Consider the following 13091-nt stretch of genomic DNA (forward strand, 5'->3'; position numbering starts at 1 on the left):
ATAGTTAATAATTAATAAAACTCAAATTAATGATGGTCGTGTTCAGCAACAGCTTGACCAATAAACAATGCTGATAACAATGTAAATACATACGCTTGCAAAGCAGCAACTAACATTTCTAGAACACTCATGAATAATACAAAAGCTCCAGATATAGGCGATACCCACACCGTTTCAAAAATATAAATTAATGAAATTAAACTCAAGATGATAATATGCCCTGCTGTGATGTTAGCAAACAAACGAATCATCAACGCGAAAGGTTTTGTCAACATACCAATGATTTCTACAGGAATCATAATTGGATATAATGCTTTAGGTACTGGTGGCGTTAATATGTGTCCCCAATAATCCTTATTACCACTTAATGTTGTTACTATAAAGGTGATAAATGCTAATACAAAAGTAAAATAGATATTACCAGTTAAGTTAGAGCTAAATGGGAAAAACGGAATTAAACCTATTAAGTTATTGATCCATATAAAAAAGAAGATGGTCAATAAATACGGCATGAACTTAGCGTATTTTTTTGTTCCAATATTAGGAATTGCAATTTCATCTCTCACATAAGTTACAAGTGGCTCTAAGAAACCAGCAATGCCTTTAGGTGCCATTTGGTTTTTCTTGTAAGAACGTGCTACTATTAAAAATAAAATAAACAAAACGATAGCCGACATTAACATTGAAAAAACATTCTTAGTGATTGAAAAATCAAGCGGTCTAGCATCAAATTCAAAACCACCTAAATCTTTTTGAGCTTCTGTAAGTGTTTCAAATTTATCTGCGTAATAAATCACTTCTTCATGACGTACCAGTTTTTGACCGTTTACATCAATTATGTGGTGCCCATCATTATCATGGTGAAACTGCTCTGATGAAAAAATTTCTAAACCATTATTAGTCCATAAAATTACAGGCAAGTAAAATGTTATAGGATGACCATTCCAATCAGCAATATGAAATTCATGAGAATCCCCTATGTGGTCATTAATAAGCTCTGTAGCATTAAATTCTTTTTTCTCAGAATGACCCGATTCTCCATGTGGCGCTGCAACTGTAGCTGCACTTTCAGTATGGTTTTGAAGACTATCCGCGTTTGCATTTGCGAAAGTAACCAATGGCATACACGCTAGAAAAGTTACTAACAGGAATTGAAGTGATTTTTTTGAAATTACCATTATTAATTGAGTATCTGATTTAACGTTTTTAAAATTTTTTGCAAAGGTACATATTTAATTGAAAATTGAAAATTATAATGATGATTTTAAAAAATGAATTTTACAATCGGATTGCATTATTTTCAAGTAACTTATCTTTTATTTATCAATCGTATTGAAAATACAGTTTCAAAAAACAAAAATAGGAAATACGGGATAAAGAATGCAGCGATATCTAAATTAGTTTCTCTCCCCTCTGCTTGAATCAACGGTATTAAAAAAACAACCGATGCCATCATTTTAAAAAACGTAATACCCATAAAAGCAAACCCTGTATATTCAGGGAATTTTGAATGAACAAAAAGCAGTATTATATATAGGAGTAAAGAAGATACAAATTGAAACAAATAGATACTCCAAGTTGTGTAAAAAAAATCGTGTTGAGATCCTAAAGTCGTTGTTGCATATTGCTGTGCAAAATACAATAGTATAGTAAAGGGTATACAATATTTTAAAAACGTAATTAATTTGCTCATTTATTATTTTTATTAATGTTGTTCACCTGACGTATGACATTATATAGTCCTACAAAAACAGAAAATAAAGATAGCCCAATAGTAAACCAAGGGGTTGTTCCATGAGTATATTTTCCGTCCAGCCATATTCCTAAATAAGTGAATAAAAAAATGACAATCCCCATTTGAAAAGGGATTCCCATAAATAATAGCCACTTATTAACATTACTATTTTTTGGTTCCTTTTTCACTGTCATTTGGTGTTTGACTTGTATTCATCATTTTCATGGTACAAGTAGCCGTAAAATCAGCTCCGGGTTCTACAGAAAGTTTCCCTACAAGTACTTCACCATTAATACGTGCGGTTGCTTTAATGTTTAAAAGTTCGGTTACTTGAATTTTACCTTCAAATTTTCCTTCAATATCAGCACTTTTACAAATTATGTCTCCTTTTACACTACCCAAGGGACCAATAACAATTTTACCCTCTGAATGAAAATTGCCAATTAAATTTCCATCTAGTCTAAAATCAGCCTTAGAGGATATGTCTCCAGTGATTGTTGTAGCTTCTACAATTCTATTTGTTTTACCTAAAAGATCAGTGTATGGTTTTTGCTTTTTATCAAACATAGTTTATTTTTTTAGACCTAAATAAGCCTCAAGATTTTTTTTAATTTGAATTACTTTATAATTATCATTGCTAATCACAATGGCATTTGGCACATTCCCAGTAGGTTTTAATGCTAGTATTTTTGTTGTGATGTTCGTTGCAAATGCACTAGAATTAAATCCGTGGATTGTGATGAAATTTTCTTTTTCATTATAGACATCAAATGAGAAAGATAATACAGTTAGATCGTTATCTTTTATAAATTTGGTTAATTTATCCGTTAAGAGTTTAGTGGCTTCGGCATCTTTTTTCCCTACGGTGTACAATACTTTCCACTTACCGCTTTCTGTTGTCTTGAAATCTATTTTTTCTAAAAATGGAATTTGCTCTTTTAAAGTAAGCACTGCACTCTTACCTTCTTCGCTATTTGGATAATTGTCAGCAACATCTTGCAACGCATTTTTAAAAGCCGTTACTCCTCTTAGTTTACCTATGGTATTGGCCTTAAGCAATTCAAATTTTGACACTATAGCATCACCTGAAAATTGTGTAATTAATGTGTCTATGTTTTCTAATACTGTTACGTACTCTTCATTCTGGAAAATTCTATACCATTTGTTATACGTTGTTTCTGGAGTTTCCTCTACAGCTACTGAACTTGAGCTGGTATTGCTTATAATTTGAGTATAGCGTGAATTAGGGAATTGAGTTTCTATTTTTTGTTTTATAGCTGTTGCTTTACTCACATCGGTAATTTGGTATAATTTATACAAATTATAAAGTGATGGCAATACTAGTTTTTCCTCAGGATTGTTTAAAAGTAATTGCTCTAACTTGGCTATTGCCAATTGATTTTCTTTGAATTTCTCTTTGTAGATTATTCCTAATTGATAGTATGACTCATTTCGGTCTTTATTTAACTTATCCAAGTCGGCTTGTTCAGTAGGCAATTTCTTGATGTAAAAATCAGTAGTGAATTGCTCCGCAACGGCTGTAGTTGTTTCTCCTGCTGCGCTTGTAAGTGGCGAATTAGTATCACCGTTTGCTGAACTTGCATTTGAGGTAGCTTTTAGCATTCTCCAATTGCCTATGGCTTCTCTATCACCCCAATTTTTTTTAAATTCTACTTTTCCAAAAGCTACTGTATTGGGATTGTAAAAATAAAAGGTGCTGAGCGCTTGTTGTGAAATAGGTGCGTTACCTGATGGCGGAAGCATAGCGTTTCTTCCTCCAGGGAGAACTGGGCTTAAATTTGTAGCTGGATCTGGTGAATTAATCGATGAATTTGCCGCTATATTGTCAGCAATGCGTTTGTTTTTTTCTTCTAGTATTCGTTTTTGTTCTTCCTTTTCTTTGAGTACCGCAATGTGTTTTTCATAATATGCAATTCTATCTGGTGTACTCATGGCTACCACCCGCAGGATACTGTCATTTCTATTGGCAATGGTTTCATATAAAATAACCTCATCAAGATCTGTTCTAATTTTCTTGATTTTTGCAAACTCTCTAGTCTTATCATTAAGTTTTACCAGCGTACTATCATAATACTTAGCTGCAATAGGATATTTTGTATTTCTAAAATACATATTACCCAGATTTCTATAGTTTGAAGCTACTAGGTAAGGATCTTTAGAATTTGATTTTAAGGATTCATTATACAACACAACTGCTTGTTCTTGGTTGTTTTGCTTGTCATGAAATAAAGCCATTTGATGAAAAATCAAATCTTTAAATGGGCGGTTTTCTCGGTCATTTATTAATTTGTCAAAGGTTTTAGTGAACAATGCTACATCTCCTTTTTGATAATCAAAAAGTGTTGCTTTTTTTGCCTGTGCTTGAATAACAAACTTGCGCTCCGCTTTTCTGTTCATGTCAATGACTGTTTGGTACATTGCTACGGCACTATCTTTATGTCCTAACTCTTGATATAACTGCCCTAAAATAAAACGGTATCTTGCTCTTTCTTGATTAATTCTTGTGAAATCTATGGCTAGTTTTAACTTGGCCACAGCACTATCTTTTTGTTCTTGATTTAAAAAAGATGAAGCCAAAAGGGCATTTGCATCTGCAAAAACTTGTTTTTTTACTTCGTGATCCTTTAGTAATTTGCTAATATTCTTGATAACGAGTGGGTCATTCCCCAAACGCATATTGGTTTTTTCACGCCAAATCTTAGCTTCGTAAATTTTACTACTGTTAGGATATTTGTAAAGAATGTAATTGAATGCATCAAGAGCTGGAATAAACCTTTGATCATAGTATCTCGCTTTACCTAGCATGAGGTAGGCCTCATCTATTTGCATGTTTTTCTCTCTGCCGTTAATGTTCATAGAGTGTTTTTGAATGGCCTTAGTCGCTTTGGTTTCGGCCAATTCAAAATCAGGGTTTTTAGCTTTATTTGACGCTGAAAACTCTTCGGAAATTTGCATTTTTTCTATGGGTAGAATATTCCAAAAATTATCATCACTGTTATCGTTGACAGTTTTTATGCCTTTGTCTAAGGCTATTTGTCCGTTGTAAAGGATGTTGTATTCAGTACTTAAGGCATGGGAATTTCTAGAAATGAAGGTATCTTTTTTTGTAGAACAGGCTACAAAAAAAGTAAGAAGTAACCCGAGAGATAATGTTTTAAATATATTGATTTTCAATGGAAAACGTTTTTATCAATTAACTATGAAATACACCTTTTAGTATATGAACTTGTAAAAATACATTTCTTTTTGATAACGTGAAAATTATGATGCTTTATTTGGTTAATGTGTGTGCGTAAGGGATTGCAGCGGCATCCTTTATTTTTTTTCTTTAAAAAAATAAAGATAGAGCGAAAAGCCCGACCCGAGGTCTCGTTTTACTGAACGAGACTGAGGGTTACGCCCAAAAGAAAACGCTAATTCATTTAGTAGATACAAACCTTGGAGCATCTATTTATCGAATTAGCGTTGTCTATTTTATCTAGAACTGTTCTGCTGAATTTATACGGCAAAAAACTGCTCTAATTCTTGTAAGGTTTCTGGTGATGTTTGAATGTCTTTGACCACGTTTCCTTTGTGCATGGCTACAATCCTGTCACTAACCTCAACGGTATGTTGCAAATCATGGCTGGAAACAAGCACGGTCACGTTAGGATCATCGGCTAGATCTTTGATGATTTTTTTCAATCGGAATTGTGTGGTTGGGTCTAAATTAGCAAACGGTTCGTCTAGAATCACTACTTCGGGACTACCAATAAGAGTGGCAATGATGCCTACTTTTTTCTGGTTTCCTTTTGATAAATCGCGTAAATATTTTTTGTTTTTAAGGATTTCGCCATTGAAAAATTCTTCGTGTTTGGCGAGTAAAGCATCAACATCGGCTTTGTTTTGACCGCGTAAATCGCCAATGAAATAAAAATATTCTTCGGGAGTTAGGTATCCTATCAAGAAACTTTCGTCTAGGAACGATGCTGTAAAAGGTTTCCAGGCTTCGCTGGTATTGACTTGTACGCCATGGTTGATGATGTTTCCTGTTGAGGGCTGGATCAAATCTAAAAGCAGACTGAAAAAAGTGGTTTTTCCAGCGCCGTTGTTTCCTACTAAGCCAAAGCTTTCGCCTTTTTTTATTTCTAATGAGTCTATTTTTAATACGGTTGTTCCGTTATATGTTTTTGATAAGTTGTTTACTTGTATCATTTTTTGAAGTTTTATAGGTTGGTTTGTTGTTGCTTGAATTGCTTAATCTATTTTTTAAACCATTAAGGGATTAAGAAAATTAAGCACCATTGCATTAAATTATCTTTATGAATCTTATCCTTTTTGTTTGTAAGCCGCTATGGTAGCGTATTTTTCTGATTTATATGTTTTTTCAATCAATGAAAATGCTTTTTCTTTGAATGCAAAACCTATTACACCTAGGGCTGCTACTAGCGCTAAACCTATAGTTGGACTGCCATATTTAGACCCAAGCCAATACAATAATACAGGTAATCCTAATTGTGGTATGGAGATGAGCATGGTTTTTACATTGAAGGCTTTTTTATCTCCAAAAGCACCTTTTCCTGAACTTAAATCAATAGGTGTTTTAGTGTACGCTCCTCCTAATAATACAAGATGTGAGTTGACACCAATGTTATAAATGGCACCCACAATAATGGTTAAGTAAACTTGTACACCAAAATAAAGATAGAACGAAGCAATAATTGTAGTAACAATGGTAGCAATTACCATTAACCACCATTTTGAACTCAAATAGCCTTTGTACGGAATATTTTGTGTCATCATGAGCTGGTAATACGAGCTATCCCAACTCGGCACAAATTGTCCGAAAGTAATTAAGAATCCACCTGAAACTATAATCCCGCCCAAAATTTTCATGGTAGGATTGCTGTACATAGGAATTGCATTACTAAAAAATAGCAAACCGTAAACAAGAAACATAACGCTAAGTCCAACCGTAGTTTTAGACCGTTTGTTTCTTTTAATCAATTTGATATCATTTTTCAAGAAAGTTCCGATGGATCCAAACTGGTTCAACCAAGTTAGCTCTTCTGTTTTGGCCTCATCGTGTTTACTAGATAAACCTGCGTCTAGGTACAAGTTCTTTTTGAAATATTGAAAGGTTACATAATACAAAACAACTAGTGCTACAACTGGTATTAAAAATGCCCAATACGTATTGAAAAGTGCATTAAACAACGGAGCTACATAAGCTGTAATATCAAATATGCCATAGTAATGCAATCCTCCTAAAACAGCTGTTGTTCCTAAAAATATGGCAAATAAATTATCTTTATTGCTCAACAATATGTTGATGAAATTATTACAATAGAATAAAGAATAAACGGCCAAGAACCAAAAGACAACTGATGCAGGATCATATCCTTCTATAAGTAATACTATACTAAAAGGAATTAAAAAGAAGGCATGAATAATGTTGAAAAAAGACAAAATAGTTTTCCCTAGAGAGAAATGAACAATAGTTGATTTATTGATGGGGAAAATCAACAAAGGGCGAATATTGAGCACTGGAATTTTTTGAAGCATCAAGCGGATAATTAAATCCATGATTACATAGTAAAATAGGAATTGATTTACCGCTACCACAGGATCTAGTTTCATTTTCTTCAGGATATAAAATGCTCCTACCCCTACTCCTAGGAATATTAAAATAAAATAAGCCGCTACAAAACCCATCAGGATTTTTAGTGCCAAGTTAGATGCGAAGGATGCTGACCTTGTGAAAGCCTTCCATTCGAGATAAAGGAATTTTGAAATCATCTTTTGGTTTTTTTGGTTTGCTAGTAAGTAGATCGAAATAAAAAAATGTTACAATTTTTCGTATTTATATTCTGGGTAGGTTTGTTCTAGGTAGGTTTGTGTTTTGGAAGGAATTATTTTAAAAATAATGAAAAGGCTGACTGATAATAATACTAAAACAAAGCATATTGCTAGTAAAAAATAATCATTTGTTATATGAGTATCAATACGATTGAATATTTGTAAAATAATGTTGAACGGTAGAAGTATGGCACCTGAAAAAGCGCCATATTGATTGATAATTTCTTCAAACAACCATCTTTTTTGTTGCGATTTCTTTTTTTTATTTCTTAGCCTCTTTGATTTAATCATTTCATAAATCGTAAAACCAAACAATGCAAGATATAAACCAATTATAGTCCACTCTTGGTACGAACTTATTTTTAAAATGATAAATAATAAAAAAGTCATTGCAAGTGTTAAGACAATTTTAGGGATGCCAAAAAATTCTTTAAAATGTTCCCAAACGATACTATTGTATTTTTTGCCCAAAGCAGCTTGGCGACTTTCTACAACACTCATGAAACCAAAAACCCCAAATTTTTTGAATTCTTTGTTCAAGACTTCGTCAAAAGTCAATTTAGGATTTTGTTGCCATTCGGTTTCGATAGCGTTTGCCAAATGATCTACTAATTCTGTTTGCAAATCATAGTATTCCACATAATGTTGGCGGGTAAAAAGATAAAGTTGGTTTATTTGTTGAGTGGTTAGTTTCATCTTCTAAAGATTAATTCAGTTGGTATTGTTTTTTAACTTTTGCTACATGTTTTATATCAAGATAGACTCCTGTTGCGCAAAACAAAAGTCCAACGACCCAAAAACAAATAAGCGATATGAACAAAAGATGATTCTGCGGGATTTCTTCTTTAAAAACATTAGTTAGGTTGATTCCTATATTAGGGAAAATCATCGAAACTGTTAAACTTAAAGAATAGTAACTTACTGCTAAAAAACGTTTTACTTCCATTTTATAATTCTTGATGAAGTTATACAATCCTGGAATTATAAAAACTAATAACAATGCAAATAATAATCCTAAGTACTTACTAGGTTTCTCAAAGTAAAAAGAACCTTGGTAAGCGAGTATTCCTAACAGAATGCTTCCAATAATTTTGGGTAATTTTAAAAATTCCGCAATCATTTTTCGTTGACTTCTATTGTATTCCTTTTGTAAAATACCTTTTCGTTCTTCTTGAATCGATTTAAAACTTGAATACCCTACAAACTTACTTTCAGCACACTGCTTCACTTGATGAAAAGTAAGTTCAGGGTCTTTCTCCCAAATTTCCTCCATACTAGTAACCATGTGATCTGTGAATTCTACTTGCAATTCATACCATTTGATATCTAAAGATTTGATGTAATTAGAGACGTATTCTATTTGTTCGGTGGTTAGTTTCATAAAATAAAGATTAAACTAATTTCAATTTTTTTTCGATTTTAAAATGTTCACTAGCTAACATTAATTGAAAAAAAGAGTACACAAATGGAGTACATAATAGTAAACAACTTACTACAGTTCGCAAAAAAGAATTATTAGCATCAAAATGCTTTAATGGATCATTATAAATGTTAAACTGAAAACAAAATAAAAAAACGAGCCAACCTCTAAAAAGAAACAATCTTCCGTACATAGTTTTAATTGTAGATCTCCAAATCAAGAACATACTTATACTGGTACATACCATCAAAAGGGTATAAACTCCTTGTAAAGCTAAACTAATAGCTTTAAAGGTTTCTTTTTGAAAAGTATTTGAAACTATAAAAGCTAGTAGAGACCCGAAAACAAGAACTGAAAAAAATACATGTAAAGCCTCTCTTTTAGAATAAGCGACTAATTTGTCTACTACAAATTGAGGTGCTTTAAAGAAAGCTCCTAACCAAGCATAACTTGAAGAAATTACCAGTGCACTTTTCCATTTCTCAAAAACTGATTTACAGACCCTGTCAAATGAAATTTCTTCCTGACTCATTCTTTCTTCAATTTCTGATGCTATGTGATCAATTATTTCTAGCTTCACATCTTGATAAACAAGACCGTTTAAAACTAAAGTTTCTTCTATTTGGGCTATTTGTTCGGTGGTTAATTTCATCTTGAAAAAATTAAAATTCTAAACTAGGCTTAGGGTTCACTAAACTCTGCATGTTTCTGATGAAATCCTCGAGTTCTGAAAGTCTATTAACGGTTTCCTTCTCGCCTGCTTCGGTTAGTTTGTAATACTTGCGCATGCGGTTGTCAACTTTTTCAATTTCAACATCCAAAATTCCTTCGGCCTCAAGTTTGTGCAAGGCAGGATACAAAGCGCCTTCGGTAATATTGAGTTCACCCGCCGTAATCGCTTTTACTTTCTGAGTGATTTCATAGCCGTACATCTTGCCATTTTCTTCCAGCAATTTCATGATAATAGTATTCAGACTCCCTTTGTACAATTGTGAGTTTTTCATTTTCATTTTCTTTTGGAAAAACAAATATACATAAGATTCTTATACATAACACTTCTAGGTATGTAAATTTTCAATTACTTTAATTTAACTTACCTATTGACTTTAGTATCTTTGTAAAAAAAATTATCACATGTCGTCTTTTTTAAAACTTATTATAAAAGAAGTAAAACGCGAAACTAAAGATGCAGTTTCCATACTTTTTAACGTACCACAAGAATTAAAAGCCAATTATGCTTTTATTGCTGGTCAATATTTGAACTTAAAACTAACGCTTGACGGTCAAGAAATTCGCAGAGCCTACTCTATTTGTTCTTCGCCTGATAGTGATGAACTTCGAATTGCTGTTAAAGCCGTTCCTAATGGTTTGTTTTCGCAATTTGCCAACACCAAACTACAAGCGGGTGATGTTCTTGAAGTAGGAACTCCGGAAGGGAAATTTACATTTGAACCTCAGGCTGATCGCCAACGCAACTACGCAGCTTTTGCGGCAGGAAGTGGAATTACACCCGTGATGTCGATCTTAAAATCGGTTTTACACAACGAACCTAACAGCACTTTTGTTTTGGTTTATGGTAACAAATCACCTGAAGACACTATTTTTTACAAAGAGTTACACGATTTGCAATTGCAATATGTAGGTCGTTTGTTTGTGCATTATGTGTACAGTCAAGCTAACGTTGAAAATGCTTTGTTTGGTCGTATCGAAAAATCAAGTGTGAATTTTGTTTTAAATACAAAACACAAAGAACTTGAGTTTTCTAAATTCTATTTGTGCGGACCTGAGGAAATGATCAATACCGTTTCTGGAGTTTTAAAAGAGCACAATGTAAAAGAATCAAATATTAAATTTGAATTGTTTGCTTCGTCAACCAAAGAAAATAAGATCGAAAAATCATTGGGCGGTCATTCAAAAATTACTGTTTTGGTTGATGACGAAGAGACTACTTTTGAAATGTCGCAAAAACAAACCGTTCTAGATGCCGCTTTAAAACAAGGAATTGATGCTCCATACTCTTGCCAAGGCGGAATTTGCAGTAGCTGTCTGGCTCGTGTTACCTCTGGAACTGCTGAAATGTCTAAGAATTCTATCCTTACGGATAAAGAAATTGCCGATGGTTTGATACTTACCTGTCAAGCGCATCCTACATCAGACACTATTTATGTAGATTATGATGATGTTTAAAACAGTCTATACGATAACAAGGACTTCTCTGAAAAGGGAAGTTTTTTTGTTTTAGGGAGTTGAGATTTTTAGTATATTAGTAGACTTAATAGTCTATTACAAGTAATTCTTCTTTAAATCCTATAAGGTAGGTCAGACATTATATTTATTTACCTTATCATCTTGCATTAAAACATGAAAATTAAAAAAATTGAAATTGAACAACTGACAACTAAAAATTTAATACTTAAACCATTTACAATTGCATTTTGTCAAAATATTTTAAATAATGATTTTAGTGATTTAGAAAAATGGAACTATCAAAAAGGGAAAAGTTGGCCAGACATGGATGTTTTAGATACTTTGCCAAGAATTGTTAATAATTTAACCAAAGTAGGCTATCCAACAGGTTTTGAATCTTGGATGATAATCAAGAAAGACACAAAGGAAATCATTGGAGATTTAGGATTTAAAGGATTTAACGATAAAAAAGAAAATATTGATATTGGATATGGCATAATCAAGGAAGAAAGACGAAAAGGTTTTGCAGAAGAAGCCGTAAGAGAAATAATAAAATGGGCTTTCTCCAACGAAAAAATTAAAGAAATTACAGCAAATTGCTTAACAGAAAATATTAGTTCAATAAATCTTCTACATAAATTTAACTTCACCAAGATAAGTATTGAAAATGAGATGATTTATTGGAATCTAATCAACAAAAATTATAAAAAAACAAGCTAATAAATCTCACCGAAAGTTTTACCTAATTAGATTTGAGTACTATAATTCTAAGTTGTTTTATTTTATAAAATCAAATGATCGATAGAATTTAAAATATCCTTTTCATAAGTTGTTACAAACTTGAAAAAATAAACGAACTGATGAAATTATTCAGCTTAGTTCATTGATAAATACTTTAAAAAAACCTAAATTTTCTTAGTGGTTCCAATGAACATTATCAACTCTTAACACTAATAATCCCTTTAAAATAATTCGTGCAAGATATTCACAACTTGATACTTTTTTATTTCAAATATCATATAACAGTAAATTTTAAAGTATTGTCAAGATAAAAAAAATGATTTTAGAGTTGATCGTGTTCTAAAACTCAATATTTTAAAATGCAATATTTAATCTACAGTCAAAACATTACAAGAAAGCATTCCACAAAAACAGGTTTTTTTGACGCTTATTTTCTTCCTTATCTTCCCCATACGTATACCAATCTTTTGTTTTTTCCTCAATCAAAGTTTTAAGACCATTCAAATCATACATTTTTTTGGCCGCTATAGGTTGAATGATACTTGGATCTTTTATTTTTAAATCTACTTTGGTAGCAATATACGAGGTGTACAAACGCGGTATTGATAAACCTAAAATCATTCCTGGCAATCCATTTATAGTGCACGGACCTCCTGAAATAGTGATATCATCGGTGTAAAAAGCAAAAACATATACTTCGTCAAAAATTTTGCCGACAGCTTTTCTACAATTGTAACCCGCAATTTCACGATGTTCATTTGTAATTTTCCATTCAATTTTAGGAATGCTATCTGCTATTACAAAATTGGTTCCTACAATTTGTTTTTGAACGTTCATCTTGCGATTCGCAAAATCAAAAAACCAAATATTCTCTTCGTCTGCCTCTTTTTCGTAATTCGGAATTTTAGTTTTTGGACTCCATCGGTCAAATTTAAATAAGCTTTTATTATTGTCAAACGTATAGTTGTAATACGAAATTTTAAGATCAGATATGCTCTCTTTCATTTGCTCATTCCAACTGTCATTACTCATTGTTTTTTTAAGGTTGGTGCTCACTTCATATTCAATAACCGCTTTATCTACAAACTGTTGCGCAAAGCTATTGGCTGTAAATACAAGTAGCATTAGGTATACATAATAGGTTTTCAT

14 protein-coding genes are annotated in these 13091 nt (G+C 32.4%); 2 read left to right on the plus strand and 12 right to left on the minus strand.

Translation table 11 applies throughout. The features are described from left to right. Nucleotides 1–26: 26 nt before the first annotated feature. From atpB to LQ189_RS15050, 11 genes are all read right to left on the minus strand, one after another. Nucleotides 27–1178: a F0F1 ATP synthase subunit A gene (gene atpB / locus LQ189_RS15000; protein WP_230158294.1), complete on the minus strand. Its 1152-nt coding sequence runs from the start codon at nucleotides 1176–1178 to the stop codon at nucleotides 27–29. Nucleotides 1179–1309: 131 nt separating this feature from the next. Continuing rightward, nucleotides 1310–1693 carry a hypothetical protein gene (locus LQ189_RS15005; RefSeq protein ID WP_230158296.1) on the minus strand — a complete coding sequence of 128 codons (384 nt, stop codon included), beginning with the start codon at nucleotides 1691–1693 and terminating at the stop codon, nucleotides 1310–1312. After that, on the minus strand, nucleotides 1690–1929 hold the full coding sequence (locus LQ189_RS15010) for an AtpZ/AtpI family protein (RefSeq protein ID WP_086453042.1): 240 nt from the start codon (nucleotides 1927–1929) through the stop codon (nucleotides 1690–1692). Before LQ189_RS15010 ends, LQ189_RS15005 begins: the two co-directional genes overlap by 4 nt. Further along, a complete protein-coding gene (locus tag LQ189_RS15015; RefSeq protein ID WP_144889975.1) occupies nucleotides 1901–2302 on the minus strand; it encodes a polymer-forming cytoskeletal protein in 402 nt (133 codons plus the stop codon). The genes LQ189_RS15010 and LQ189_RS15015 overlap by 29 nt, the downstream gene beginning before the upstream one ends. A 3-nt stretch (nucleotides 2303–2305) precedes the next feature. Beyond that, complete coding sequence (locus LQ189_RS15020; protein ID WP_230158298.1) at nucleotides 2306–4930, minus strand: tetratricopeptide repeat protein; 2625 nt, start codon at nucleotides 4928–4930, stop codon at nucleotides 2306–2308. A 324-nt stretch (nucleotides 4931–5254) separates the two neighbouring features. Continuing rightward, nucleotides 5255–5950 carry an ABC transporter ATP-binding protein gene (locus LQ189_RS15025; protein ID WP_230158299.1) on the minus strand — a complete coding sequence of 232 codons (696 nt, stop codon included), beginning with the start codon at nucleotides 5948–5950 and terminating at the stop codon, nucleotides 5255–5257. Between the two features lie 114 nt (nucleotides 5951–6064). Next, nucleotides 6065–7534 carry a DUF5687 family protein gene (locus tag LQ189_RS15030; RefSeq protein ID WP_230158300.1) on the minus strand — a complete coding sequence of 490 codons (1470 nt, stop codon included), beginning with the start codon at nucleotides 7532–7534 and terminating at the stop codon, nucleotides 6065–6067. Between the two features lie 48 nt (nucleotides 7535–7582). Further along, a complete protein-coding gene (locus LQ189_RS15035) occupies nucleotides 7583–8290 on the minus strand; it encodes a hypothetical protein (protein WP_230158301.1) in 708 nt (235 codons plus the stop codon). Nucleotides 8291–8300: 10 nt separating this feature from the next. Continuing rightward, nucleotides 8301–8975: a hypothetical protein gene (locus LQ189_RS15040; protein WP_230158302.1), complete on the minus strand. Its 675-nt coding sequence runs from the start codon at nucleotides 8973–8975 to the stop codon at nucleotides 8301–8303. A 10-nt stretch (nucleotides 8976–8985) separates the two neighbouring features. Further along, the gene (locus LQ189_RS15045) at nucleotides 8986–9666 is read right to left on the minus strand and encodes a hypothetical protein (protein ID WP_230158304.1); all 681 of its coding nucleotides are present in this window, start codon (nucleotides 9664–9666) and stop codon (nucleotides 8986–8988) included. Nucleotides 9667–9676: 10 nt separating this feature from the next. Beyond that, nucleotides 9677–10018, minus strand: coding sequence for a PadR family transcriptional regulator (locus LQ189_RS15050; RefSeq protein WP_086453071.1), 342 nt, complete (start codon nucleotides 10016–10018; stop codon nucleotides 9677–9679). A gap of 130 nt (nucleotides 10019–10148) precedes the next feature. Between LQ189_RS15050 and LQ189_RS15055 the strand changes: the two genes are divergently transcribed. Together LQ189_RS15055 and LQ189_RS15060 are read left to right on the plus strand one after the other, a co-directional pair. Next, nucleotides 10149–11201 carry a ferredoxin--NADP reductase gene (locus LQ189_RS15055; RefSeq protein WP_230158306.1) on the plus strand — a complete coding sequence of 351 codons (1053 nt, stop codon included), beginning with the start codon at nucleotides 10149–10151 and terminating at the stop codon, nucleotides 11199–11201. A 174-nt stretch (nucleotides 11202–11375) separates the two neighbouring features. After that, complete coding sequence (locus LQ189_RS15060) at nucleotides 11376–11921, plus strand: GNAT family N-acetyltransferase (protein WP_230158308.1); 546 nt, start codon at nucleotides 11376–11378, stop codon at nucleotides 11919–11921. Between the two features lie 408 nt (nucleotides 11922–12329). Here the strand turns inward: LQ189_RS15060 and LQ189_RS15065 are convergent, their stop codons facing one another. After that, on the minus strand, nucleotides 12330–13091 hold the full coding sequence (locus LQ189_RS15065; protein WP_230158310.1) for a GLPGLI family protein: 762 nt from the start codon (nucleotides 13089–13091) through the stop codon (nucleotides 12330–12332).

It is taken from the genome of Flavobacterium sp. CECT 9288 (genome assembly GCF_918731615.1).
Taxonomy (GTDB): domain Bacteria; phylum Bacteroidota; class Bacteroidia; order Flavobacteriales; family Flavobacteriaceae; genus Flavobacterium.

Bases quoted from the DNA above. Each gene is read 5' to 3' on its own strand.
- LQ189_RS15035 (WP_230158301.1), bottom strand. From the start codon at position 8,290: ATGAAACTAACCACTCAACAAATAAACCAACTTTATCTTTTTACCCGC.
- LQ189_RS15030 (WP_230158300.1), bottom strand. From the start codon at position 7,534: ATGATTTCAAAATTCCTTTATCTCGAATGGAAGGCTTTCACAAGGTCA.
- LQ189_RS15045 (WP_230158304.1), bottom strand. From the start codon at position 9,666: ATGAAATTAACCACCGAACAAATAGCCCAAATAGAAGAAACTTTAGTT.
- LQ189_RS15065 (WP_230158310.1), bottom strand. From the start codon at position 13,091: ATGAAAACCTATTATGTATACCTAATGCTACTTGTATTTACAGCCAAT.
- LQ189_RS15025 (WP_230158299.1), bottom strand. From the start codon at position 5,950: ATGATACAAGTAAACAACTTATCAAAAACATATAACGGAACAACCGTA.
- atpB (WP_230158294.1), bottom strand. From the start codon at position 1,178: ATGGTAATTTCAAAAAAATCACTTCAATTCCTGTTAGTAACTTTTCTA.
- LQ189_RS15050 (WP_086453071.1), bottom strand. From the start codon at position 10,018: ATGAAAAACTCACAATTGTACAAAGGGAGTCTGAATACTATTATCATG.
- LQ189_RS15055 (WP_230158306.1), top strand. From the start codon at position 10,149: ATGTCGTCTTTTTTAAAACTTATTATAAAAGAAGTAAAACGCGAAACT.
- LQ189_RS15060 (WP_230158308.1), top strand. From the start codon at position 11,376: ATGAAAATTAAAAAAATTGAAATTGAACAACTGACAACTAAAAATTTA.
- LQ189_RS15015 (WP_144889975.1), bottom strand. From the start codon at position 2,302: ATGTTTGATAAAAAGCAAAAACCATACACTGATCTTTTAGGTAAAACA.
- LQ189_RS15040 (WP_230158302.1), bottom strand. From the start codon at position 8,975: ATGAAACTAACCACCGAACAAATAGAATACGTCTCTAATTACATCAAA.
- LQ189_RS15005 (WP_230158296.1), bottom strand. From the start codon at position 1,693: ATGAGCAAATTAATTACGTTTTTAAAATATTGTATACCCTTTACTATA.
- LQ189_RS15010 (WP_086453042.1), bottom strand. From the start codon at position 1,929: ATGACAGTGAAAAAGGAACCAAAAAATAGTAATGTTAATAAGTGGCTA.